Source organism: Microbispora sp. CA-135349, assembly GCF_050947365.1.
GTDB lineage: Bacteria > Actinomycetota > Actinomycetes > Streptosporangiales > Streptosporangiaceae > Microbispora.
In genome coordinates this window covers 6,862,119-6,884,916 of the sequence record NZ_CP192001.1, presented here as the reverse complement: position 1 = coordinate 6,884,916, position 22,798 = coordinate 6,862,119, and the positions used below count along the sequence as shown (strand labels likewise).

General features: G+C 71.2%; 21 protein-coding genes and 2 pseudogenes. 8 read left to right on the top strand and 15 right to left on the bottom strand.

Annotation, left to right across the window (positions count from 1 at the left end; all coding sequences use genetic code 11):
- Positions 1-213: 213 nt before the first annotated feature.
- Complete coding sequence (locus ACQPZZ_RS31665; RefSeq protein WP_432925121.1) at positions 214-663, bottom strand: transposase; 450 nt, start codon at positions 661-663, stop codon at positions 214-216.
- Positions 664-980: 317 nt separating this feature from the next.
- Between ACQPZZ_RS31665 and ACQPZZ_RS31660 the strand changes: the two genes are divergently transcribed.
- The 3 genes and pseudogenes from ACQPZZ_RS31660 to ACQPZZ_RS31650 all read left to right on the top strand — a co-directional run.
- Complete coding sequence (locus ACQPZZ_RS31660) at positions 981-1,454, top strand: NucA/NucB deoxyribonuclease domain-containing protein (protein WP_432925119.1); 474 nt, start codon at positions 981-983, stop codon at positions 1,452-1,454.
- A 17-nt stretch (positions 1,455-1,471) separates the two neighbouring features.
- Positions 1,472-2,158: a hypothetical protein gene (locus ACQPZZ_RS31655; protein ID WP_432925117.1), complete on the top strand. Its 687-nt coding sequence runs from the start codon at positions 1,472-1,474 to the stop codon at positions 2,156-2,158.
- Positions 2,159-2,297: 139 nt separating this feature from the next.
- Positions 2,298-2,765, top strand: a pseudogene (locus tag ACQPZZ_RS31650) (NAD-dependent epimerase/dehydratase family protein); the annotation flags it as partial.
- Here ACQPZZ_RS31650 and ACQPZZ_RS31645 read toward each other — a convergent pair.
- On the bottom strand, positions 2,747-3,211 hold the full coding sequence (locus ACQPZZ_RS31645) for a hypothetical protein (protein WP_432925115.1): 465 nt from the start codon (positions 3,209-3,211) through the stop codon (positions 2,747-2,749). The pseudogene ACQPZZ_RS31650 and the gene ACQPZZ_RS31645 overlap by 19 nt on opposite strands.
- Entirely contained in the window at positions 3,135-5,297 is a 2,163-nt protein-coding gene (locus tag ACQPZZ_RS31640) for an ATP-binding protein (RefSeq protein ID WP_432925113.1), read from the bottom strand. Before ACQPZZ_RS31640 ends, ACQPZZ_RS31645 begins: the two co-directional genes overlap by 77 nt.
- Positions 5,298-5,417: 120 nt before the next feature.
- Between ACQPZZ_RS31640 and ACQPZZ_RS31635 the strand changes: the two genes are divergently transcribed.
- The gene (locus ACQPZZ_RS31635; protein ID WP_432925110.1) at positions 5,418-6,056 is read left to right on the top strand and encodes a carboxymuconolactone decarboxylase family protein; all 639 of its coding nucleotides are present in this window, start codon (positions 5,418-5,420) and stop codon (positions 6,054-6,056) included.
- A 15-nt stretch (positions 6,057-6,071) separates the two neighbouring features.
- Here the strand turns inward: ACQPZZ_RS31635 and ACQPZZ_RS31630 are convergent, their stop codons facing one another.
- The 4 genes from ACQPZZ_RS31630 to ACQPZZ_RS31615 form a co-directional block, all read right to left on the bottom strand.
- Positions 6,072-7,193 carry a DUF6461 domain-containing protein gene (locus ACQPZZ_RS31630; RefSeq protein ID WP_432925108.1) on the bottom strand — a complete coding sequence of 374 codons (1,122 nt, stop codon included), beginning with the start codon at positions 7,191-7,193 and terminating at the stop codon, positions 6,072-6,074.
- A 66-nt stretch (positions 7,194-7,259) separates the two neighbouring features.
- Positions 7,260-8,180, bottom strand: coding sequence for a MerR family transcriptional regulator (locus ACQPZZ_RS31625; protein WP_432925106.1), 921 nt, complete (start codon positions 8,178-8,180; stop codon positions 7,260-7,262).
- Positions 8,181-8,213: 33 nt separating this feature from the next.
- Complete coding sequence (locus ACQPZZ_RS31620; protein ID WP_432925104.1) at positions 8,214-8,927, bottom strand: Mut7-C RNAse domain-containing protein; 714 nt, start codon at positions 8,925-8,927, stop codon at positions 8,214-8,216.
- A 26-nt stretch (positions 8,928-8,953) separates the two neighbouring features.
- Positions 8,954-9,415, bottom strand: a complete 462-nt coding sequence (locus ACQPZZ_RS31615) for a MarR family winged helix-turn-helix transcriptional regulator (protein ID WP_432925102.1) — start codon at positions 9,413-9,415, stop codon at positions 8,954-8,956.
- Between the two features lie 62 nt (positions 9,416-9,477).
- On the opposite strand from ACQPZZ_RS31615, the gene ACQPZZ_RS31610 reads away from it, so the two are divergent.
- On the top strand, positions 9,478-10,341 hold the full coding sequence (locus tag ACQPZZ_RS31610; protein ID WP_432925100.1) for an alpha/beta fold hydrolase: 864 nt from the start codon (positions 9,478-9,480) through the stop codon (positions 10,339-10,341).
- Position 10,342: 1 nt separating this feature from the next.
- Here the strand turns inward: ACQPZZ_RS31610 and ACQPZZ_RS31605 are convergent, their stop codons facing one another.
- Positions 10,343-11,800, bottom strand: a complete 1,458-nt coding sequence (locus ACQPZZ_RS31605; protein ID WP_432925098.1) for an aldehyde dehydrogenase family protein — start codon at positions 11,798-11,800, stop codon at positions 10,343-10,345.
- A 7-nt stretch (positions 11,801-11,807) separates the two neighbouring features.
- On the bottom strand, positions 11,808-13,442 hold the full coding sequence (gene betA, locus ACQPZZ_RS31600) for a choline dehydrogenase (protein ID WP_432925096.1): 1,635 nt from the start codon (positions 13,440-13,442) through the stop codon (positions 11,808-11,810).
- 29 nt (positions 13,443-13,471) lie between these two features.
- On the opposite strand from betA, the pseudogene ACQPZZ_RS31595 reads away from it, so the two are divergent.
- Positions 13,472-14,313 (top strand): annotated as a pseudogene (locus tag ACQPZZ_RS31595) (IclR family transcriptional regulator).
- 25 nt (positions 14,314-14,338) lie between these two features.
- Here ACQPZZ_RS31595 and ACQPZZ_RS31590 read toward each other — a convergent pair.
- From ACQPZZ_RS31590 to ACQPZZ_RS31565, 6 genes are all read right to left on the bottom strand, one after another.
- Positions 14,339-15,517, bottom strand: coding sequence for an NAD(P)/FAD-dependent oxidoreductase (locus tag ACQPZZ_RS31590; RefSeq protein ID WP_432925094.1), 1,179 nt, complete (start codon positions 15,515-15,517; stop codon positions 14,339-14,341).
- Between the two features lie 16 nt (positions 15,518-15,533).
- Entirely contained in the window at positions 15,534-15,881 is a 348-nt protein-coding gene (locus tag ACQPZZ_RS31585; RefSeq protein WP_432925092.1) for a bifunctional 3-phenylpropionate/cinnamic acid dioxygenase ferredoxin subunit, read from the bottom strand.
- A gap of 277 nt (positions 15,882-16,158) precedes the next feature.
- Positions 16,159-16,503, bottom strand: a complete 345-nt coding sequence (locus tag ACQPZZ_RS31580; protein ID WP_363647376.1) for an SPW repeat domain-containing protein — start codon at positions 16,501-16,503, stop codon at positions 16,159-16,161.
- A gap of 291 nt (positions 16,504-16,794) precedes the next feature.
- A complete protein-coding gene (locus ACQPZZ_RS31575) occupies positions 16,795-17,430 on the bottom strand; it encodes a hypothetical protein (RefSeq protein WP_432925090.1) in 636 nt (211 codons plus the stop codon).
- A gap of 92 nt (positions 17,431-17,522) precedes the next feature.
- On the bottom strand, positions 17,523-20,258 hold the full coding sequence (locus ACQPZZ_RS31570; protein ID WP_432925088.1) for a M14 family metallopeptidase: 2,736 nt from the start codon (positions 20,256-20,258) through the stop codon (positions 17,523-17,525).
- Positions 20,259-20,481: 223 nt separating this feature from the next.
- Positions 20,482-21,144 (bottom strand): SDR family oxidoreductase, encoded by a 663-nt coding sequence (locus tag ACQPZZ_RS31565; protein ID WP_432925086.1) that lies wholly within the window; start codon positions 21,142-21,144, stop codon positions 20,482-20,484.
- Between the two features lie 148 nt (positions 21,145-21,292).
- On the opposite strand from ACQPZZ_RS31565, the gene ACQPZZ_RS31560 reads away from it, so the two are divergent.
- Positions 21,293-22,060, top strand: coding sequence for a hypothetical protein (locus ACQPZZ_RS31560; RefSeq protein WP_432925084.1), 768 nt, complete (start codon positions 21,293-21,295; stop codon positions 22,058-22,060).
- 1 nt (position 22,061) lies between these two features.
- Complete coding sequence (locus ACQPZZ_RS31555; RefSeq protein ID WP_432925082.1) at positions 22,062-22,763, top strand: hypothetical protein; 702 nt, start codon at positions 22,062-22,064, stop codon at positions 22,761-22,763.
- The last annotated feature ends 35 nt before the right edge of the window (positions 22,764-22,798 follow it).

Genomic DNA, 22,798 nt, shown 5'->3' with positions numbered 1-22,798 from the left:
CGGCGATGGGCGCCGTGGGTGCGCAGTTCATCCCCGTCTCCCTCGGGACGTCGCCACCGGCGTGCCGAGACGGAATGTGGTGCGAATCACTTCTGATTACGCTCCCACGGATAGGGGACAGTGTTTGAGATCGGCGATGCGTGTTCTGGCGGCTTCACTGCGTGGCCGTAAATCCGCGGACGGGACCGGATAGAATACGCCAGACCGGCTCTGTCAGAACACCGAAAGCATGACCTGCTCGACGCAGTCGCGCTCCCGGAAACCCGCGGCCATCATTGAGAGGGCAACCAGTGACCGGGTTAAGTCGGGGATGAGACGCTTCCGCCCGTTTTTCTTGGCGACGTCATCGCGTGCGGTGCTTGCATCGTCGGCACCGAGGAAGGTCTGCGGGCGGGCCCTGATGCCCAGTTCGGACAGCAGTGTGGCGAGGACTCCTGCCTGCTCCCACCGCTGGAAGTGCCAATAAACCGTCTGCCAGGGCGGCAGGTCCGTGGGCAGGTATCGCCAGGGGCAGCCGGATCGCACCAGGTAGAGGATCGCGTTCACGATCTCACGGCGGGGATGCTTCTCTGGGCGCCCGTCCGTGCTGGGTGCCGGCAGCAAGGGCTGGATCTGTTCCCACTGCGCATCTGTGAGGTCGGAGGGGTAACGACGAGGGGACACACGCGCATTATGACGACAAATCGGACCAGTGAGAAGATTGCGTCGCTGCACTCAGGTAGTTGACGACCTTCTCAAACATGTCCCGTGAGAGTGACGCGCCGTAGTGACTGCCCGTGTTGTGCAGATGATCACAGGGCGATGGGTCACCCACTTTCAACGGGCCTTTTCCTTATTCTTGTCGTCCTGTCGCCCCGGCTGTTGATCACGCTCCGTCGATCTTGACGTGCGTTTCTGACGTCTGGCTAAATCCACCTAATCCGGCGACGAACGCCGGCACCTACCCACCGTATCGTCCAGGAGATACAACCGATGGGCGGGTGAAGAGCCGTCCGCCCGTCAAGGGACCGCTGGGCAACGAACTGTCGAAAGTCATCCCAGGCAACTATGCCGCCTCCCCGAACACCCCGGAGGGGGCGCCTCTCTGGAGAGCGGCCAAGGGCGTCTACAAAAAGAATCGGGCGGTATTCTCTGGAACTCCGTTCTCGGTCCCGGAGGACAACTACGAGTTGCCTTACGGGGGAACCTATTGTAGGTACTACAGCAGAGAGGTGTACCAGCAATACGGTTACAGAAACGTGCAGTGCGACGAGTATCCCTTCGCGTCCACGGAACAGGGAGCCCTGAAGGATAAAATCAACTACTCGATTCTTGGGGTTCGGGAGGCTCATAATCAGGCACACGGAGATGCGCTCAAAGCCTTCTACGGTCACTATCGCCTCCTTGACTACGACCCCGTCAACACCATCACAAAGGTTAGCGACAGCCCATTCTGGGTGAAAATCGAGAACTAAGAGTTCGTAGAAAGATCATGGGGTTGCCGAAGATGCCGATTCTCGGCAACCCCATGATCCAACAAGTGCAACTCGGCACCGCGAGGACGCGTAGCATGATGAACCATGAACAGGCACTCCCGGCGGAGAATCAATGGGACTTGCTGGTCGAGTACGGGCACGGGCTCCAGCTCGGCTTCCATGCCCTGTGGGTGGAGAGCGACGATCCCGACGAACTGTCCCGACGATTCCGGGTAGACTCGGACTCGCGTCTGGAGTGCGATCTGCAGACGCTAGCGGGAACATATAAAGGCCCACCGGAGAAGGCTATTTGGATTGGGCCGCACGCGCCCGGCTGGACACACGTCTTCATCTTCGGCATGCGTTCGAGCCACCCTGCGATTCCCAATCTGGGAAAGCGGCGCGTCTTCCAAATCAAGTTCGTAGGTGAAGTGGGCGAGGGAATTTCTCCGCTGTACATGTACTACGACGGGGAGCCAGCCGGTGATGTCACACCACCGCATGAGCAAGGCGGATACATGAGCCTCCCCGATTACCGGCCTTACACGCAGGGGCTGGAGCTCGGTTACGACAGTGACCTTGAGTGGGAGGTGCACCTCATGCTCTGCATGATGGGTCGCATCACGGGGCGCTTCGCCGACCGGGATTGGTGGATGGCGACTCGCACCTTCTACCGCGTACCCGACAGGTCATGGGAGACATGATGTCGGTCCCGAGTGTCACGAGGGCAGGTGACCTTCCTGACATGCCGTCATCGCGAGACAGGGTCAGCAGCACCGTGTACCAGGCAATGGTCAGCCCGTAGCAGCGCAGTACTCCCTCGTGGTGGCGGTCTACGGCGACTCGCGGGGGACCGACACGGCGATCGTGCGGATCTTCAACACGTACGGCCCGCGGATGCGGCCCCACGACGGCCGGGCGATCCCCACGTTCATCCGTCAGGCGCTGCTCGGTGAGCCGATCACCGTGACCGGCGACGGCAGCCAGACGCGGTCGATCTGCTACGTGGACGACACGATCGACGGCGTGCTCGCGCTCGCCGAGAGCGACTTCGCCGGGCCGGTGAACATCGGCAACCCGGCCGAGATGTCGATGGCCGAGCTGGCGGAGACGATCCGCGACCTGGCGGGCTCGTCCTCCCAGATCCGGTTCGTCGAACGGCCCGTCGACGACCCCGCCGTCCGCCGTCCCGACACCTCGCTCGCCGAGGAGCGGCTCGGCTGGCGTCCCCGCGTTGATCCCGTCACCGGCCTGCGCCGCACCATCGACTGGTTCGAAAAGGAGCTGACCTCCTACTCCGTCGCCTCCTGACGTCCGCCGTCCATCGGGCCGGGTTCGCCGGGCGGGAGGAGCCGCAGCGCCTCGGCGGGCGTCAGGCGCCGGCCCTGGTCGTGAGCGCGGGCGAAGGACTCGGCGCCCAGGGCCCGTACGAGGGCGTCGCGCAGCTCCCGGCGGGGCGGCCGGACGGGCCGCATGTGCGCTCCGGCCGCCTCGCGCACGCCGTGCGCGGTGCCGAGAAGCACGGCCGCGCTCCGGGGACGGTCCTGCGCGGCGTACACCGCCGCCAGGGCTTCCAGTGCCGACACGAGAACCGACGACTGACCCGCGAGCGCGACGGCCTCGACGCCGGCGCGTAGCAGCTCCTCGGCGCGGGCCCGCTCCCGCTTCTCGTACGCCCGCTCACCGAGGAAGTACAGCGCCCGGCCGGTGCAGCGGCGGTCGCCCAGGCGGCGCAGGGTGGGCAGGCACTCGCCCATGAGTCCGGCGGCGCGCTCGTGGTCGCCGCGCAGCCACGCCAGTTGCCCGAAGCCGACGGTCGCGTGCGCCAGGTCCGCCTCGCTGCCGGCGGTCTCGGCGAGGGCGTGGCTCTCGGTGAGCCACCCGTGCACCTCGTCGTCGGCGACACCGGTGGACATCGACCGTTGCGCCATGATGAACAGGGTGTTGGCGGCGTACATGTGATCGCCGGCCGCGCGGAACGACGCGACGCTCTGCCGCCCCCACCGGAGCGCCCGGGACAGGTCGCCGGTGCCGGTCGTGAGCCCCTGCATCGTCAGCGCGCTGTCCCACGGGTGCTCGTCGCCGAACCCCGGCCAGCGCCTCCTCCAGCGCCGGCACGGCCAGCTCCGGCCGCACCCACATCGCGGTCGTCCCCACCGCGCGCGCCGCCCTGGCGCGGGTGAGACCGTCGAGGCCGGCCGCCAGTCTCGCCGCCTCGCGGGCGAGGCCGAACGCGGCCCGGGAGTCCCGGGAATCCAGGATCGCGACGGCCTCGGTGAGCCCGGCGACGACGGCGGGTGTGGCGGGCGGGTCGGCGACGACCAGCGCCTGCCGGATCCACCGGTGCGCCTCGCGGCGCCGGCCGGTGACATCCCAGAACCGCCGCAGCGCGGCGATCATCCGCCAGGCGGACTCGACGTCGCCGGTGCCGGTGCTGTGGGCCAGCGCGGCCCGCAGGTTCGGCTGCTCCGCGGTCATGCGGTCGAGCCAGACGCGCTGGTGGGAGGTGCGCAGCCGCTCGGCCGCCTCTTCCGCGAGGGCGAGATAGTGGGCGGCGTGGCGGCGCCTGGCGGCGGCCTCGCCGCCGGAGTCCGCCAGCCGCAGAGCGGCGTAGGCCCGGATCGTCTCGAGCAGCCGGTAACGCCGGGTGCCGTGCCCGATGGGGGAGACGAGCGACTTGTCCACCAGCCTGGGCAGCAGCGTCGTCACGGCGTCGGCACCGAGGTCCGCGCAAGCCGACGCCACGGCCGTCAGGTCGAAGTCGGCGGGGAACACGCCGAGCCGCTCGAACAGGGCCCGCTCGTCGTCGTCCAGCAGCCGGTAGCTCCAGTCGATGGTGCTGCGCAGGGTGCGATGCCGCGGCGGGGCGGTACGGGCTCCGGCGGACAGCAGCTCGAAGCGACGGTCGAGGTGCTCCACGAGCTCGACCGGCCCGAAGGTGCGCAGCCGGGACGCGGCCAGTTCGATGGCCAGGGGCAGCCCGTCGAGGCGCCGGCACAACGCCGCGACGGCCGGGGCGACCGCGTCGTCGAGGGTGAAGCCGGGCGACGCTGCCGTCGCCCGGTCGACGAACAGGCGTACGGCGTCGTAGGGCGCGATGCTCTCGGCGCGCTCGGGCGCGTGCGGGGCGGGGAGGTCCAGCGTCCGCACCTCGTAGGCGACCTCGCCGGGGACGCCGAGCGGTTCGCGGCTCGTGGCGAGCACCCGCAGCGGGCCGCCGGCGCCGAGCAGATCGGCCACGGTTTCGGCGGCCTCCGCGACGACGTGCTCACAGTTGTCCGCGAGCAGCAGGCAGCCCGTCTCCGCGGCGACCTCCCGCAGGATGTCGCGTAACGGCCAGCCCGGCTCCGGCACCATGCCCAAGGCCCGCGCGAAGGTGTCGCCGACCGACTCCGGCTCCACCGGAGCGAGATCGGCGAGCCGGACGCCGCCGGGGAACCGCTCGGCGTGGGCCGTGGCCACATGCAGCGCGAGCCGGGTCTTGCCCACGCCGCCCGGGCCGATGAGCGTGACCAGGCGATGGGAGCCGAGCAGCGCGACGAGCTCGCTCGTCTCGCCGGTCCGGCCGACGAGGCTGGTCAGGGGCGCGGGAAGAGCGGTGCCCGCGCGGTCGGCACGTCGCAGTCGCATACCGGTCTCCGCCAGCGCCGCCCGGTCCGGGGCGCCGAGCTTGCGCAGCAGGGCGGCGATGTGACTCTCCACGGTGCGCACCGAGATGTGCAGCCGCTCGGCGATCTCGCGGTTGCGCAACCGCTCGGCGACCGCCCAGAGAATCTCGGCCTCGCGCTCGGTGACACCGGCGCGGGCCAGCCGATCGGGCAGGCCGCCCCCATGGTGCCTCATGCAGGCATTGTCCTTCGGCAGGGGCGCTCGGCGATACGACGCGGCACGGAGACCGCGTCCGTGGAAGGATCCGTGCATCGCACGGATGACCCGGCGCCGGCGGACGGCGACGCTGGTGGCGTGAACGAGCCGGCGATCGATGAAGTGAAGACCACGGACAGGATCGGTTTCCTTGGTGTCCCCGACGTCACCGCCGAGGCCCGGCGGCTCTTCGACGAGGACATCGCCGATGTGGGGTACGTGATGGGCGTCTCACGCCTGTGGGCCTATCAGCCGGCGACGGTGACCGGGCTGTTCGCCCTGCTGCGGCAGGTGAACGATGGGGACCGCCTCAGCCTGCGTCAGCGGTCCGTCCTCGTGACCGCGTGCGCGTCGGCGTTCGGCGACTCCTACTGCTCACTCGTGTGGGGAGGCAGGCTGGCCGAGGCGAGCGACGCGCGGACCGCCGCCGGGGTGCTCGCAGGCGTCGACGACCGCCTGAGCGACAGCGAGCGGGCCATGGCCGCGTGGGCCCGTAAGGTGGCGCGCGACCCCAACGGCACCACCGCGGCGGATGTGCAGGAGCTGCGCGACGCCGGTTTCGACGATGCCCAGATCTTCGCGATCACCGTGTTCGTGGCGCTCCGCGTGGCGTTCTCGACGGTCAACGACGCGCTCGGCCTGCGCCCCGATGCGCCTCTTCGCTCCACCGTGCCGGCGGCCGTACGCGACGCGGTCACGTTCGGCCGCCCGATCGACGACGCCGACGACGACGCGTAGCCACGGACGGCACCGTTAGGCGACCGCGCCGGACAGGATCGCACGGACGGTCTCGCGGACCGCCGGCCAGTCGTCGCCCAGGGCCAGACCGGCGTGGTGGTAGGCGTCGAACACCATGAGCGGGTCGAACGCCGGGGTGGTGCCCTCCGGACCGCGTGCGGCGATCTGCAGGGCGATCCCCGCCTGCATCCGCTGCCACGCCGGGTCCTGCTCGAACGACATGTCGTCCGCGTCGTCATCGCTGTCATCGCCGTCGTGGAACTCCCGGGCCAGCGGCGCCACGAGCCGCTCACGCAGTTCCACGACCCGCTGCTCCCCCGCGCACCGCCCGGATGCGAGGTCGGCTAGGACGTCCCGTACGACGGGGAACTCGCCCAGGCGGAACCGGTCGGCGAGCAGCTCTGCCACGTGCGCGAGAGCGGCGAACTGCCGCGACTGCGGCGCGGCCCGCACCGCGTCCCTCAGCTTCACCTCCGGGTCGTTCCGGTATTCGGCGAGTTCCTCGGGCGAGGGCGGCTCCGTCGCCACGGGCCACTGGAAGGTGAGGTAGGGATGCGCCCCGGCGAGCCATTCGGCGGTGAGCCGCACACCCGTCACCAACTCGACCACGGTCATCGCGCCGGCCTGCCAGTCCTCCTCGTCCCCGGCCAGCAGTTCGGTCATGACGCGCAGCTCCGGCTCCAGTCCTGCGAAGTCGTCGTCGTCCCACTCCTCGCTGAACATCGCGTCGAGGGAGACCAGCACCCGTCCGTCGGCCGCGTAACTGAGCTTGTTGTTCCCCTCCACGTTCCAGTAGACGCCGCACACCCGGCCGTCACGACTGAGCCGGCGCAGGACCTCGGGCAGGCTGCCCAGGAAGCCGTTGTTCTCGAACAGCATCACAGCCGAGCCCGCGGGCGCCGCCGACATCGGACTGCCCCCGTCGTAGTAGGGGAGCGCCTCCAGCGGTGCGGCCCCGTGCGCGCCGTGCGGGCTTCCGCCGCTCACCCGGGCTCCGATGTCGGCGACGGAGAACGGCCGGTGGTCGTGCGGGACGACGACCGTCCAGCACACGGCCGTCTCCAGCCACGGCTCTTCGCTCAGCAGCTCCCGATAGTGGGAGAACACCTCAGCGGGGGCTGAGCGGCCAGCGGTCATGGCGGACACTCCGGAGCACGCGGGGGCAAGTCGAAGTGATCTTTGCAGAAGGGGCCGGGGCGCGTCTCACGAAGCGTGAGCGCGCACGGCGTCGGCGAACCAGGCGAGGGCGGGGGTGGGGTCGTCCGGGGGCGGCCAGCCGTTGACCACCGCGAGAAGCCGGACGTACGTCTGGCGGCGCGGGTCGCGGGCGGTCTCCAGCAGGGTCAGCAGCCGGCGTCGGAGGGCGGCGTCGTCCGGCCGGCCGCAGAGGTCGGCGTATCGCGCGGTGACGGCGGCGACGATCGTGCCGGCCCGCGGGGAGGCGCTGCCGACGCCCGCGGCGAGGGCGGGGGTGACCTGGTCGCGGACGATCGCGACCGCGTGGGGGCGCGGGACGCTGCGAGGAGCGCGGTCGGCCAGATGCTGCTCCGCGACGCGCCGCATGAACGCGCCGAACTCCGGATCGGCGGCCAGCTCGGCCAGTTCGATCCACGCGTCGATCTGCTCGTCCGCGGGGTCGTCCGGCAGTTCGGGGGTCATCGTGCGCCTGATTCCCGCGAGGTCGGCGTCCAGTCCGCCGAAGGCCGTGTCGAGAAAGCCGTCGATCAGGCGTCGTCGCTCGTCCTCGGACAGCCGGGCAAGTCTGTGCATGAGATCCATCTCCTTCGTGGTGGAGCCGCGCCGCGCCACCGCCGTCGCCACCGCGCGCCGCAGGCGCAGCACCCGGATCTGCACCGCGAGCGCCTCGGCGTGCGCCGCCGCGACCTGGGTCAGCGAGAGCTCCTCGTTCACGACCTTCCGGATGGCGGGAAGGCCGACGCCCAGGTCGCGCAGCGTCCGTACGAGGTCCAGCCGGGCGACGGCGCCGGTGTCGTAGAGGCGGTAGCCGGCCGGGCTGCGGCCGGTCGGCGGCACGATCCCGCGGTCGGAGTAGAACCGGATCGCCTTGACCGTCAATCCGGTACGCCGGGCCAGTTCGCCGATCGAGTAGAGCGTGCCGTCCATGCCCCCACCCTCTCGTCTCCCCTTGGAGGAGACTCAACCGGCGAGCGAGATGAACGAGAGGGCGCGGTCGACGACGGCGGACAGGTTGCCGCCGTGGGCGCCGTGCCAGTAGATCCGGCCGCAGGCGAGGCAGCGGGCGAACTCGTCGTAGCTGCGCCGGGTGCCGGGCTCCAGCGAATCCTCCACCTCGGCCTTGCCGACCGGCGCGAGCCGCCCGTTGCAGGCCGTGCAGCGGGTCCAGGGGGCGAGCGGCGGCCGGAAGCGGTCGAGCACGTCGAGGAACTGGTCGTCGGGCCGGGCGCCGCGCACGTACGCGCCGAGCCGCAGCGATCGGCGCCGCAGGATGCCGCGGTCCTGGGTGAGCAGCACCCGGTCCTCGGCGTTGGCCTGCTCGATCAGGGCGTCGTCGTCCATGTCGTTGTGATAAGCCGTGTCCAGCCCGACCAGGCGCAGCCGCCGTGCCAGCGTGCCCAGGTGGACGTCGAGGACGAACCGGCAGTCCGCCACCGTCTGCGGCCTGCGCACCGGCCGCACCTCCACCACCTCGTCCGGGCCCGGCCGGTACGCCGGCACGACCGGACGGCCCCCGGCGGTCAGGTCGCCGGCCTCGGTCAGCGGAACGCCGGCCGACTCGATCACGTGGCCGAGCGAGGACGTCCCGTCGTACGGCAGGCGCACCTCGGGCCGCCGGTTGCGCGGCGCAAGGAAGATCCACAGCTCGGGCGCGAAGCGCACGGACACCTCCATGCCCCCAGCATGCTCCCCGCACCGGGTCATCGGCCCCGCGCCGTCAACGCGTCCAGCGCCGTGGTGAGGAAGAGCCGCACGGCGGCCGTCTGCCGTTCGTCGAAACCGGACAGAACCCCGACCGTCCTGTCGATGAGCGGGCCGAAATGGCTCCACCCCAGCTCTTTGGCGCGATCCTCGACTTTGAGCAGGACCCGGCGCCGGTCCTTTGCGTCGCGGACCCGGCTGACCAGGCCGAGCCGTTCGAGGCGGTCGATCACCGCCGTGGTGCCGGCCGAGTTCAGGCCGAGGCCCGCGCCGAGGAACCCCGCGGTGGCGCCGGTGCCGGCCCGCTCCGCGTCCAGCAGGCAGATGAGCGCCCGCACGTCGGTGACGTGCATGCCGTGCCCGGCCGCGAAGTCGGCCTGGCGCAGGCCGTACTCCACCGCGACCGCCCGCAGCAGATGGAAGATCTCCATCTCCGGGCCTTCGTGTCCGCGGATCGACATGGAACCTCCTATTATCTCGTTCAACGAGATTATCGCTCAGCGAGTTTATTTTGGAGGCGGTCGTGGAGAGCACCGACGACGCGTTTCTCTCGGCCTACGACGCGGTTCTGGCGGCGCGCTGGCCCGCCGCAACAGAGCAGGCCGAGATCCGCACGCCCTACGGCACGACCCACGTCAACTCCGTCGGGCCCGCGGACGCGCCGCCGGTCGTCCTCCTGCACGGCGGCGGGACCACCTCGACCGTCTGGTCCGCCACGGCGACGGCGCTCGGCGCGGCATACCGGGTGCACGCGGTCGACACCGTCGGCGAGGCGGGTCGCAGCGTCGCGGGCGAGCGCGCGATCCGCGCGCTCGACGACATGACGGCCTGGCTCGACGCCGTGCTCGACGGGCTCGGCGCCTCGTCGGTTTCCCTGTGCGGCCACTCCTACGGGGCGTGGAGCGCGCTGCACTACGCGGCGCACGCGCCCGGCAGGGTGAGGGCGCTGGTGCTGGCCGACCCGACCAACTGCTTCACCGGCTTCTCCCGCCGCTACCTGCTGCGCGCCCTGCCGATGCTGCTACGCCCGACCGTACGGCGACGCCGCGCGTTCCTCGACTGGGAGACCCGGGGCGCGGCGCTGGACGAGACGTGGCTCCGCCTCTACGACCGTGCCGCGGACTTCCCGGCCGCCCGGCCACTGACCGGGCCGCGCCCCGGCCCGGAGACGCTGCGCGCGCTGCGGCTCCCGGTGCTGCTCCTCCTGGCCGAGCACAGCAGAGCGCACGACATCGGCCGGGTGGCCGCCTCCGCCGCGGCGCTCCTGCCCCGCGTGGAGACGGCCGTGCTGCCCGGGGCCACCCATCACACCCTTCCCCTCGCGGCACCCCCCGAGATGGACGTGCGCATCGGGAAGTTCCTCGCCGCGTACGGGCGGGACGCCTGATTCAGGGGCGGAACCAGTGCTGCGGGCGGGGATCGGTGTTCTGCCAGACGTGCTTGATCTCGCGGTACTCGTTGAGACCGGTCGGGCCGAGCTCCCGCCCGACGCCGGACTGCTTGAACCCGCCCCACTCCGCCTGCGGCACATACGGGTGGTAGTCGTTGATCCACACCGTGCCGTGCCGTAGCCGCGCGGCCACCCGCTGCGCCTTGCCCGCGTCCGTCGTCCACACCGCGCCGGCCAGGCCGAAGTCGGTGTCGTTGCCCAGCGCGACGGCCTCGTCCTCGCCCGAGAACCGCTCGACCGTCAGCACCGGCCCGAACGACTCCTCGCGGACCACCCGCATCTCCCGGTGGCAGTCGTCCAGCACGGTCGGCCGGTAGAAGTGGCCCTTGCCGTCCACCCGCTGGCCGCCGCAGCGCAGTTTCGCGCCCTCGGCGACGCCCGCCTCGACGTACGCCTCGACCTTGGCCAGGTGGCCGGCGGAGATCAGCGGGCCGGTCTCGGCCTCGGGGTCGAACGGCCCGCCCAGCCTGATGCGCTCGGCCCGCCGTACGACCTCGTCCACGAACGCGTCGTGGACGGAGTCCTCCACCAGCAGCCGGGCGCCGGCCGAGCAGACCTGGCCCGAATGCAGGAAGACGGCCGTCAGCGCGAAGTCGACCGCGGTGTCGACGTCGGCGTCGGCGAACACGATGTTCGGGTTCTTGCCGCCCAGCTCCAGGGCGACGCGCTTGACCGTCCGCGCGGCGGCGGCCATGATCCACCGTCCGGTCGCCAGGCCGCCGGTGAACGACACCAGGTCCACCCCGGGGTGCTCGGCCAGCGGCGCCCCCGCCTCCGCGCCGGCCCCGAGCACCAGATTGCCCACGCCCTGCGGCAGCCCCGCCTCCTCCAGCAGCCGCATCAGCATGATCGCCGTGGACGGCGTCAGCTCGCTCGGCTTGAGCACGAAGGTGTTCCCGGCCACCAGCGCGGGCGCCACCTTCCACGCGGCCTGCAGCAGCGGGTAGTTCCACGGCGTGATCAGACCGCAGACCCCGACCGGCTCGTAGACCACGCGGCTGATCGCGTCGGCGCGGCCGGTGTCGACCACCCGTCCGGCGTCGGTCCCGGCGATGCCGCCGAAATAGCGGAAACAGGCGACCACGTCGTCGACGTCGTACTCGCTCTCCACCAGGCGTTTGCCGGTGTCCAGAGACTCCGCCCGCGCGATCTCGGCCTTGTCCCGCTGCAGCAGAGCGGCCACGCGCAGCAGCAGCGCGCCGCGCTCGCGCTCGGGCGTGCGCGGCCAGGGGCCCTCGTCGAAGGCGCGGCGGGCCGCCGCGATCGCCGCCTCCGTGTCGGCGCGGCCGGCCTCCGCCACGGTGGCCACGTGCTCCTCGTCGGCCGGGCAGCGGATCTCCCGCCGGCCGCCCTCGGCCGCGTCGCGCCACTGCCCGCCGATGTACAGGTCCTTCATGTCACCCCTACTTGCTCGCCGTGTGGCGGTAGAACTCCACGTGCTCGGCAGGCAGGGGAGTGTTGCCGAGGATCAGGTCGGCCGCCTTCTCCGCGACCATCATCACCGGGGCGTAGATGTTGCCGTTGGTGACGTACGGCATGACCGAGGCGTCGACGACCCGCAGGCCCTCCAGGCCGTGCACCCCCATGGTCAGCGGGTCGACCACGGACATCTCGTCCACGCCCATCTTCGCCGTGCAGGAGGGGTGCAGGGCGGTCTCGCCGTCCCTGGCCACCCAGTCGAGGATCTGCTCGTCGGTCTCGACCTCCCGGCCCGGGGACAGCTCGCCGCCGTTGAACGCGTCCAGCGCGGGCTGGTTGAGGATCTCGCGGGCCACCCGTACGGCCTCGACCCACTCGCGGCGGTCCTGCTCGGTGGACAGGTAGTTGAACCGCAGCGCGGGCTTCACCCGGGGGTCGGCACTCTTGATCTTCACCGTGCCGCGGGCGTCGGAGTACATCGGCCCGATGTGCACCTGGTAGCCGTGCCCGCCGGCCGGGGCCGAGCCGTCGTACCGCACGGCGACGGGCAGGAAGTGGAACATCAGGTTGGGGTAATCGACGTCGTCGTTGCCGCGCACGAAGCCGCCGGCCTCGAAGTGGTTGGTCGCACCGGGGCCCTTGCGCAGGAACAGCCACTGGGCGCCGACGATCGGCCGGTTGCGCCACTTCATCGCGGGCTGCATCGAGACCGGCTGCTTGCAGGCGTACTGGACGTAGACCTCCAGATGGTCCTGGAGGTTCGCGCCGACGCCGGGCAGGTCGTGGACCACGTCGACGCCGTGCGCCTTCAGGTGGTCGGCGTCGCCCACGCCGGACAGTTGCAGGAGCTGCGGGGAGTTGATGGCGCCGCCGCAGAGGATGACCTCGCCGGCCCGCACCCGCTTGCCGTCGAACTCGACGCCGACCGCGCGCTTGCCCTCGAACAGGATCTTCGTGACGAACACGCGGGTCTTGACGGTCAGGTTCGGGCGGTCCATGACCGGGTGGAGGTACGCCCGGGCGGCCGACAGGCGCCGCCCGCGCCGCACGTTGCGATCGAACGGCGCGAAGCCCTCCTGGCGGTAGCCGTTCACGTCGTCGGTCAGCGGGTAGCCCGCCTGCTGCACGGCCTTGAAGAAGGCCCCGAACAGCGGATTCCTGGCCGGGCCGCGCTCCAGCACCAGCGGCCCGTCGTGCCCGCGCATGCGGTCGGCGTCGTCGGCCGCCAGGCAGTTCTCCATCCGCTTGAAGTACGGCAGGCAGTGCGCGAAGTCCCAGGTCTCCATGCCCGGATCGGCGCCCCAGCGCTCGTAGTCCATGGGGTTGCCGCGCTGGAAGATCATGCCGTTGATGCTGCTCGACCCGCCGAGCACCTTCCCCCGGGCGTGGTAGATCCGCCGCCCGTGCATGTGCGGCTCGGGCTCGGACTCGTACTTCCAGTCGTAGAACCGGCTCCCGATCGGGAACATCAGCGCGGCCGGCATGTGGATGAACACGTCCCACAGGTAGTCGGGACGGCCCGCCTCCAGCACGAGCACGCGGTTCGCGGGGTCGGCCGACAGCCGGTTCGCGAGAGCGCTCCCCGCGGATCCACCACCGACGATGACAAAGTCATACATGTCCGCCTCCCGGGCAGGATGATATTGATATGCGCAATCGAGTGCGGCATCCGCAACGTCATGGATCGGACCCCGAGCCCGCGGGGGCCGACGAGACCGCCGCACGGCCCGAAGGCAGCGGCGGCGTCCAGTCGGTGGACCGGGCCGTGACGATCCTGGAGATCCTCTCCCAGCGGGGCGAGGCCGGTGTGAGCGAGGTCGCCGCGGAGATCGGCGTCCACAAGTCCACCGCGTTCCGGCTGCTCGGCGCCCTGGAGGCGCGCGGCCTCGCGGAGCAGGCGGAGGACCGCGGCAAGTATCGCCTCGGCTTCGGCGTCGTCCGGCTGGCCGCCGGAGTGGCCGCGCGGCTCGACCTCGTCCAGCAGAGCCGCCCGGTGTGCCGGCGTCTCGCCGAGGAGATCGGCGAGACCGTCAACATCGCCGTTGCACGGTCCCACTACGCGATCAACCTCGACCAGGTGCGCGGCCGGGCGGCCGTGACCGCGCACAACTGGGTCGGCCAGCCCACCCCCTGCACGCCACGTCCAGCGGCAAGGTGCTCCTCGCCCATCTCGACGAGCGGCACAGGGAACGGCTCATCGCCGCCGCCGGGCTGGAGCGGTTCACGCCCGCCACCGTGACCGACGCCGATGAACTGCGCAGGCAGCTCGACGAGGCGGCGCGACGGGGCTTCGCGGTCACGGTGGAGGAGTACGAGATCGGGCTGAACGCCATCGCCGCGCCCATCCGCTCGTACGAGGGCGAGGTGGTGGCCGCCGTCAGCGCCTCCGGACCGGCCTACCGATTCAGTGAGGAGCGCATGCGCGAGCTCGCGCCCGTGCTCGTCGCGGGCGCCGACGACATCAGTCACCGTCTCGGCCACGCGGGATGACCGGGGCCACGGGACGCGACGGCGCTCATCGCGCGCCGGCGGGCTCGTTCACGCGGCGGCGCCACCGGGTGAACGAGCGCGGCTGATCGATACCGAGCACCGCGACCGTCCGGCCCTCCCGGCGATAGACGGCCAGGAAGCGGCGGGACGCGAGGTCGCCCTCCTCGACGCTCACCTCGTCTCCCGGCAGCGTGTGCCCGGCGAACTGCACGCGCATGCCGTACTGGTCGGACCACAGGTAGGGCGGTGCGAGGCCGTCCGGCACGGCGGCGCCGCCGGACAGCAGCGTCCGCGCGGCCGTCGCCGGACGCCGGGCCGCGCCCGTCCAGTGCTCCACGCGCAGGTGGACGCCGAGGGCGGGGTCGAACCAGGCGGCGCAGTCGCCGACCGCGACGACTCCCGGCACGCTCGTCGCACCGCCGCTGTCGCAGACGACGCTGTCGCCGATCTTCACCCCGCTGCCGTCGAGCCAGTCCACCGCCGGCCGCGCGCCGATGCCGACGAGCACCACGTCGGCGTCCAGGCGGCGCTCGTCCTCCAGCAGCACCCCGTCGATGCGGCCGTCTCCGGTCAGGGCGTGTACGGCGGCGCCGCAGATCAGGCGCACCCCGTGGTCCTCGTGGAGCCCGGCGAGCGCGGCGCCCATCTCGGGCCCGAGCGCGCGGGCGAACGGCGCGGGCGCCGCCTCGACGATCGTCACGTCGAGGCCGAGCGTGCGGGCGACGCAGGCGACCTCGGCGCCGATGAAGCCCGCCCCGATCACCACGAGCCGCCGCGCGGCGTCGAGATCGGCCCGTAGGGCCGACGCGTCCTCGATCGTGCGCACCGTGTGGACCCCGGCGAGGCTGTCCCCGATACCGGTCCCGAGGGTGCGGGCGATCGCACCGGTGGCGATCACCACGCCGTCGGCCTCGACCACGGAGCCGTCGGCGAGCGTGATCCGCAGCGGTTCGCCCTGTTCCAGTGCGGTGGCGGCGACGCCCAGGCGCCACTCGGCGTCGAGGTCCTCGCCGTCGGCCTCCAGCGCGAGGTCGGCCGTCGTCATCTGGCCCGCGAGGAACTCCTTCGACAGCGGGGGCCGGTCGTAGGGGCGGTGCGCTTCCGTCCCGACGATCATCAGGCGCCCGCCGAACCCCTGGGCGCGCAGCGCGCGGGCCGCCGACAGCCCGGCGAGCGACGCGCCGACGATGGCGACGGATTTCACGGCACCCTCACGACGTCTAGGCCGACCCGGTGCGGACGCCGGGCGGGAGGTTCGGCGGCAGCTCCGACGGCACGACGTAGACGGTCTCGTCCTGGACCACCACCTGGTGGGTCCGCACCGGCAGCTTCGCGGGGGGAGCGTCCACCCGGCCCGTGCGCAGGTCGAAGCGCGACGCGTGCAGGGGGCACTCCACCTCGCATCCTTCCAGCCACCCGTCCGCCAGCGACGCGTCCTGGTGCGTACAGGTGTCGTCCACCGCGTACAGTTCGCCGTCCTCGGTGTGGAAGACGGCGATCGGGGGATCTGTCTCGATTCGGAGGGCCTCGCCCCTGGGCAGGGCGGCGAGGGGACACGCAGGAATCATCCGAAGGTTCCAGTTTCGTAAAGTGGAACAGGAAGCGCTATGCGCAACAGATTGAGCGGAGATCGCGCCAAAGTCAAGGGGCGACATATCGCCTAAGGGGTGATAGGCGCGACTCTGGTCCGGGCGCAGGCGAGGCCCCCTGTCCACGCCCTGTTGACCAGGAAGGGCCGGAAACGCGTGCGGCCCCGCCGCCGGTCGCCGGGAGAGGCGACGGGCGGCGGGGCCGCACGGGGTAGGTGGGGCGCGGGTCGGAGCGGGTGGCCGAGGGCCGGTGGGGTCAGGTGGCGACAGTCGTCCGGCCGCGCACCTGCAGGACGGTCAGCAGGCCGACGACGACGGTGACGGCGCCGGTGATCCAGGCGGTCCACGCCGAGGCGGCGTCGCCGTCGAAGCCGAACGCCCAGGGAGAGACGAACAGCAGGGCGCCGAACGCCGCGGTCACCCACGAGCTGGCGCCGCCCGCACCCAGGATGGACCACAGGGCGGATACGACGAGCAGGGCGCCGAGGACGAGCAGTGGCTGCGTGGCCCCCTGGGCGTCGGCCCAGAAGAACGGCGCGAGCACCGCGACCAGACCGGCGACGAGGGCGACGATGTCGGACAACGATCTCGTGAGATCCATCCGTGCCTCCGTACGGGAGAGGTGACCTATGACCCGACGGTCTGCCTGATTGACCGCCCGGTCAACGATCCGCTAAGTCAGGATTTCCTAACCCTGAGTCACCTTGTCCGGTACGCGGCACGAATACGTTCTGGACCCGCATCCGGCCGGAGACCATGCCCGCGGCGCGGTGACCGCCGCGGGATCGAGACCTCACGGGAACGACGGAGGTGGCTCCGGCGGCGACGCCGGACCGTGGGCCGGATACGCACACGGTCCGGACGTTCACAGCGGTGGTGTCCCGCCTTCGGGTCAGGTCTGGTTGAACAGCGAGAGGGTCAGGGTGGAGTGGTACTCGCCGGCGGCGACGTCGACCGGGGTGCGCAGGGCGAGGTCGGCGTTGACCTTCGAGGTGCCGATCTCGTCGGAGGAGTTGGCGGTCGACACCAGCAGCTCCTGACCCTGCAGACCCACCTCGGGGGCTCCGGTGCCGTCGGAGATGACACTGGAGACCGGCTCACCGGCCGACACCGCCCCGGTGGAGGAGTCGCTCAGCAGACGCGGCTTCCATCCCAGGTACTGCGGGCCGATGGTCTTGGCCGGGTCGTCGGTCGCGACGAACTGGCTCGACTGGCCCACGACCGCCCAGAACTCACCGGCGGGGATGTCCTCGGGGTTGCGGGTGTCGGACACCGTGACCGTCGGCAGCGTGCCGGTGAACTGACGGGCGGCGGCGTCGGAACCGTTCTCGGTGAGGGACACCCCGTTGTTGTCGGCCACCGTCATCGACAGCTGACCGGGCGTGGTGATGGGCTCGATCTTCACCGACACGTCGATGCCGCTGCCGGGGTTGTCGTCGGCCAGCGCGGGACCGGCCAGCGCGGCCCCGGAGAGCGCGAGGCCGAGCACGGCCGCGGCGAGCAGCTGGGTGGTCCTGTTGATTTTCATGTTCGCTCCATTTATGGGGGGCGGGGCCGCCCGCCGTTCGGCGGGCCGGCCCCGGTTGTGCCAAATCGGCGGCTGACCGCGGTGTAAGCCGCTCAGCGGCAGCCGGCCGCGGTGTAGGCGGCGTCGTAGGACGTGGTGACCTGCTTGCCGCCGATCGTCCCGGTGCCGGTCACGGTGACCTTGCCGGCGTCGACCTGGGCGGCCCGGGTGTTGAAGGACTGGTAGGCCTGCTTGCCCGGAGCCACGTCGGCCACCGTCTTGGTGCCGTACGGGGTGTTCAGCGTCACGGTCGCCGGCGCGTCCGAGTCGTTGACGGCCGTCACCGCGACGTACGCCGAGGTGCCGATGCAACGGGACGAGGCGGTCACGGTCAGCGGGAGCACCGGAGCCTCGCGGACCGTGACGGTCTGCGTGTTGTACTTCTTGCCGTTGCCGTCCGGCTTGTAGCCGTTCTCGGTGTTGCCCGCGAGGTCCATGGCGAACCAGTGCACCTCGGTGGTCTTGTCGACCGAGATCTTCGCGGCGCCCTCACGCATGCCCGAAGAGGTCAGCTTGGGCGAGCTCAGCGTCGGCCGGCTGCCGTCGAGGGTGTAGTACACGTTCGCCGGCTCGTCCACGGTGAAGGTGAACGTCGTCGAGCCGTCGGTCTCGCCCGCCACCACGAGTTTCGACTCGGGCTTCTGCTTGTCCTTCTGGTACATCTGGGCGACCTCGAGGATGCCGATCTGGCCGTTGGAGAACTCCATCGCCTCCTCGTGGCCCTCCTCGAACGGAGGCTGGAAGCCGACCGCGCGGTACTGCTTGGCCGCCGGGTCGTAGACGTCCGCGCCGACCTCGAAGTCCCAGCCGATGATGCCCTTGTTGTACCAGAACTCGTCGGCGCTGTTGCCGGCCGCGGAGTAGAGCACGTCGATCACCGGGCCGGTGCGTCCCGGCCAGATCGCCGTGCCACGCCGGCCCTGGACGGCGGACAGGATGTGGTTGGAGGCGTTCCAGAAGTATTGCTCGGTGCCGAGGTCCGGCCGCGGCAGCGCCTCCCGCCCGGCGGTCTTGTACGCCCCGGGAGGCCACATGAAGTAGCCGCCGTAGGAGTGGGTGTTCATCGCGAACTTGATGTTCGGGAACTTCTCCGTGAGCCACACCTCGTTGCGCGTCTCCGGCTCCGACAGCTCGGCAGGCCCGGCGTAGGTGTCGCTGGTGCAGGTGGTCGAGCCGCCGTTGTATCCGTCGTAGACGCTGCCCACCGAGAAGTTGCGGTTGAGGTCGACGCCCCAGGAGTTGCGCCGCCCCGGGTCCGACCCGTCGGCAGCGCAGTAGTTGACCATGTTCCTGCGCTGCATGTTGTAGTCGTACATCGAGTAGTGGGCGCCGTCGGGGTTCATCGTCGGCACGATGAAGATGTCGAGGTTGTTCACCAGTTTCTTGGTGTCCGCGTCGAGCGCGTAGTTGCGCAGCAGCCGCTCGGCGGTCTCCACACAGGTGAGCGGGGTCACCCACTCGCGGGCGTGCTCCTGGCAGTAGAGGAACACTCCCGTCTTCGAGCCGTCCCGGCTCTTGCCGATGCGCAGCGCCTTCATCTGGAACGGCTGACGCGAGACGCTCGCCGGCGCCTTCAGGTTGTCGGTCAGCTTCGTCGCCGGAGCCGCGGCCACCACTCCGGTGCCCGTGCCGGTCCGGTAGAGGGCGGCGGTCAGCAGCGCCGAGGCGGCGGAGTCGCCGTTCAGCGCGGCGACCACCTGGGCGGCCGTGCTGCCGACCGCGCCGGAGGCGTCCGTGGCCAGGTTGACCACGACGTCCTTGCCGTTGACGGCGACCGAGAGCGGGGCCGAAGCGGTCCCGGGGTTCACCAGCGCGACGCTGACGTCGTTGCCGCCCTCGCTTCCGTACGCCTTGGACGTCACGTAGAACGTGCTCGCCAGCGCGCTCCCCGAGCCCGTGCCGAACTGCGCCTGCGCCTGGCGGCGGTAGCCGTTCGTCTTGTACGGGAGGTCGATGACCTCCGAGATCTTAGGGAACTGCTTGGACAGCCACACGATCCGGCTGGTGACCTCGGTGGGGTCCATGTAGTGGTCGACGAAGTCCTGCACGTAGTGCTTGGTCGGCGTCTTACGCGGCTCGCCCAGCCACTTGGTCACCGGCACGGTGATCGAGCCGCCCCGGTTGCTGGTGATCGTGACCTGGGTGGGGGCCTCCGTGATCGGCAGCGGCGAGCTGAACCGGTGGTACATGTACTGCCCGGCGTCGGTGAAGCGGGACATCGTCGCCGTGCCGCCGGAGTCGGGGGCGGTGCCGGAGCCGCTGTCCCAGGTGGCGGTGAGGACGGTCTGAGCGTCCGTCGCGCTCGTCTTCACCTCGACCGACAGGAACCGCTGGTTGTCGAGGCTGGTGAACCACTCGGCGCGCAGCGGCGTGAGCGTGTCGGTCTCCGCCGCGTCGGCGGCCGCGGCGGCGAGCGCCTGCCGCCGTTCGGCCACGTTCGCCGCGTAGTCGCTCTGGTCCGATATGGAGTCGCGGACGTCGAAGCCCTGGTCGCGCAGGCCTCGGGCCTCCTCGGGGCTGAGCACGGCGTGCACCTCGATGCCGCCGTCCACCGGCTTGCTGTATTCGGCCAGGTCGACGCCCATGGAGGACAGCCTGTCCACCGCCGACTGGTCAGGGACGACGATGCGCATCAGCGCGACGCCGTTCTGTGCGGTGCTGGACGCCCGGTCGGGCGGGGCCGGATCAGGAGAGGGATCGGCGAGCGCCGGGAGGGCGTTCAGGGTGAGCGCCAAGGGGAGTGCGAGCGCGGCGGCGTAGCGTCGCGCCCTGCGGGGAGAGCTCCTCATCGGGTTTCCTCCATCTGGCGTGCCTTCCGGGCGAGGGGGGCCGGCCCGGAGTGGATCACGCGAGGTCGAAGGAAGTCTTCGTCACCCCCAAATGGGCGTCAAGGTCTGCAACCCCCGTTTTCGGGATTTTTCCGTAACGAGATGACTTAGTGCCCGATTGGGTATTTAGACCCTCTTGCCGTAGCGGACGGCGAGGATAATGGTCTCACGCGGATCCCGCTCGTCACCGCATCAGCACGAGGCGTACGGCCTCGGCGACGGGCACGGCCCCGCCGATGAGTTCGAGGACGCGATGCCGCGTCTCCGGCGCGTCGATCAGCGCGGCGATCACGGCGGCGACGTCGTCGCGCGGCACCGCCCCGGAGGGAAGCGGTGGGTCGGCCAGCGTCACCAGGCCGGTCCCCGGCTCGTCCGTGAGCCGCCCCGGCCGCAGGATCGTCCAGTCGAGCGGGCGGGCGCGCAGGTCCTCCTCGGCCGCCGTCTTGGCGGTGATGTAGGCCGCCCAGACCTCGTCGCGCCCCGGCGCGGGCGGCGATCCCGCGCCCATTGAGGAGATCTGGATGAAGCGGGACACCCCGGCTCGTTCCGCCGCTTCGGCGAGCAGCACCGAGGCGCCCTGATCCACCGTGAACTTGCGCGCGGCGCCGCTGCCGGGTCCCGCTCCGGCGGCGAAGACGACGGCTCCGGCTCCCAGCAGGATCTCGGCCACATCCTCCGGTGTGGTCCGCTCCAGATCGCACGGCACCGCCTCGGCGCCGGTCGCCTCCACGTCCGCGACCTGGTCCGGGTTGCGGATCAGCCCCACCGGGGCGTCGCCCCGATCGCTCAGCAGGCGTGCCAGCCGAAGGGCGATCTTCCCGTGTCCACCCGCGATCACGACGCGCATGCGCTCACCTCCGCGCCGATCCTGCCACGGCCCGTTGCCGCTCGTGGGGCAGGCCGCGCCGTCATTTGCCCGTCTTCGCTGGTCAATGATTACTTGTTGTGATAGTCATGTCACCACAAGTAATCAGCAAAGTGTCTGTGGAGATGCCATGCTCTTAGGCGTACTCGCGGTCGCAGCGGCCGTCGGGCTGGTGGCCGTGGCGGCCCTTCTGTTCCGTGCGCTGGGCCGGGGCACCGACGATCGCGATCCCGGCGGCGCGTCCGCCGGGCACGCCGGGTCGATGCTCTCCTCGCTGTTCCTGCTCGTGTTCGCCATCGCGATCGTCGTGCCGTGGACCTCGGCCGACTCCGCCCGGCAGAACACCTACGCGGAGACCCAGGCCCTCGTGGAGGCCTACTGGGCCGCCGCGCCGCTCCCCGCCCCCGACGCCGCCCAGGTGCGCGAGGGACTGCGGGAGTACGCGAGATACGTGATCGACGACGAGTGGCCGCAGATGGCGGCCGGACATCTCGGCGCCGAGGGCACGGCGCGACTGGAGTCGCTGCGTGCCCGCGTGAGCGAACTGCCGGTCACGACCGACGAGGCCCGCGACGCCAGGGACGCCGTGCAGGAGCGGATGGCGGACCTGTTCGCCGCCCACCGGCAGCGCGCGGCCGACGCGGAGACCACGCTGCCTCCCGGCGTCTTCCTGCTGACGATCCTCACGGGCGTCATCGTCGTCGTCTTCCCGTTCCTGGCCGGGGCCCGGCCCCGGGGGCTCACGCTCGTGCCGATGATGGCGATGGCGGTCCTGCTCGGCGTCGGCGTCTACCTCGTCTGGAACATCTCCCACCCCTTCAGCGGTGGCCTGGCGGTGAAGCCCGACGCGTTCGTGGGCGCCCTGCACGAGTTCCAGCGGATCCCCGAGGGCCGCTGACATGGGCAGGACGGCGAGCCCGCGCGTGGCCGTCGCGGTCGTCTCCACCTGCGCCGCGCTGACCTGCGTCATGCCGGCCGCCGCGTTCTCCGCGCCGGTGCGGCCCGAGCGCCCCGCGATCGCCGGTGCCCGTACGGCCGCCCTCGTCCGGCAGGGCGCGGCCACGGCGGGCGACACGGCGGGCGACACGGCGGCGTCGAAGCGGCCGGAAGCCGGAGGGATGGTGCGGACGACCGCCAAGGCGGCCGTCAAGGTAGGCGATCCTGACGGGCCGGGCCTGCGGGTGGGTGTCTGCGTCGACGTGAACGTGATCGTCGGCCTGCACGCCGAGGTCGGCGTCGGAGGGCCCGCCTGCACGCCGCCGACGCCCGTGCCGCCGCCCGTGCCGCAGCCCGCTCCCTCCCCGAAGCCGCCGCCGTCCCCCGAGCCGCCACCACCGCCACGGGTGCCCGAAAGGCCGGCACCTCGGCACTCTCCTCATCGGGTGGCGGCCGCGCCCAGGCCGCCCGCCGCGATGCCGTCCCCCCGGCCTCGCGCGACGCCACGGCCCACCCCGTCGCCGTCGAAGCCGGCGGTCCACCGCGTGCCGGCCATGCGCGCGATCGCGCCCGTACGGCACCGCAACCCTCTGGGGGCGCTGACGGTCGTCGTGGTGCTGTCCGTGGCGATCGCCGCGGCCGGCGCCGCCGCCTTCCGCCGGTAGGAGAATCCGTGCGCGCTCCCGGAGATCGGGAGGAG

Coding starts and splice junctions, on each gene's coding strand:
- ACQPZZ_RS31640 (WP_432925113.1), bottom strand. CDS start 5,297: ATGAGGCACCATGGGGGCGGCCTGCCCGATCGGCTGGCCCGCGCCGGT.
- ACQPZZ_RS31575 (WP_432925090.1), bottom strand. CDS start 17,430: ATGAAAATCAACAGGACCACCCAGCTGCTCGCCGCGGCCGTGCTCGGC.
- betA (WP_432925096.1), bottom strand. CDS start 13,442: ATGTATGACTTTGTCATCGTCGGTGGTGGATCCGCGGGGAGCGCTCTC.
- ACQPZZ_RS31630 (WP_432925108.1), bottom strand. CDS start 7,193: ATGACCGCTGGCCGCTCAGCCCCCGCTGAGGTGTTCTCCCACTATCGG.
- ACQPZZ_RS31560 (WP_432925084.1), top strand. CDS start 21,293: ATGCTCTTAGGCGTACTCGCGGTCGCAGCGGCCGTCGGGCTGGTGGCC.
- ACQPZZ_RS31620 (WP_432925104.1), bottom strand. CDS start 8,927: ATGGAGGTGTCCGTGCGCTTCGCGCCCGAGCTGTGGATCTTCCTTGCG.
- ACQPZZ_RS31615 (WP_432925102.1), bottom strand. CDS start 9,415: ATGTCGATCCGCGGACACGAAGGCCCGGAGATGGAGATCTTCCATCTG.
- ACQPZZ_RS31565 (WP_432925086.1), bottom strand. CDS start 21,144: ATGCGCGTCGTGATCGCGGGTGGACACGGGAAGATCGCCCTTCGGCTG.
- ACQPZZ_RS31585 (WP_432925092.1), bottom strand. CDS start 15,881: ATGATTCCTGCGTGTCCCCTCGCCGCCCTGCCCAGGGGCGAGGCCCTC.
- ACQPZZ_RS31625 (WP_432925106.1), bottom strand. CDS start 8,180: ATGGACGGCACGCTCTACTCGATCGGCGAACTGGCCCGGCGTACCGGA.
- ACQPZZ_RS31580 (WP_363647376.1), bottom strand. CDS start 16,503: ATGGATCTCACGAGATCGTTGTCCGACATCGTCGCCCTCGTCGCCGGT.
- ACQPZZ_RS31645 (WP_432925115.1), bottom strand. CDS start 3,211: ATGGGCGAGTGCCTGCCCACCCTGCGCCGCCTGGGCGACCGCCGCTGC.
- ACQPZZ_RS31555 (WP_432925082.1), top strand. CDS start 22,062: ATGGGCAGGACGGCGAGCCCGCGCGTGGCCGTCGCGGTCGTCTCCACC.
- ACQPZZ_RS31605 (WP_432925098.1), bottom strand. CDS start 11,800: ATGAAGGACCTGTACATCGGCGGGCAGTGGCGCGACGCGGCCGAGGGC.
- ACQPZZ_RS31570 (WP_432925088.1), bottom strand. CDS start 20,258: ATGAGGAGCTCTCCCCGCAGGGCGCGACGCTACGCCGCCGCGCTCGCA.
- ACQPZZ_RS31655 (WP_432925117.1), top strand. CDS start 1,472: ATGGGGTTGCCGAAGATGCCGATTCTCGGCAACCCCATGATCCAACAA.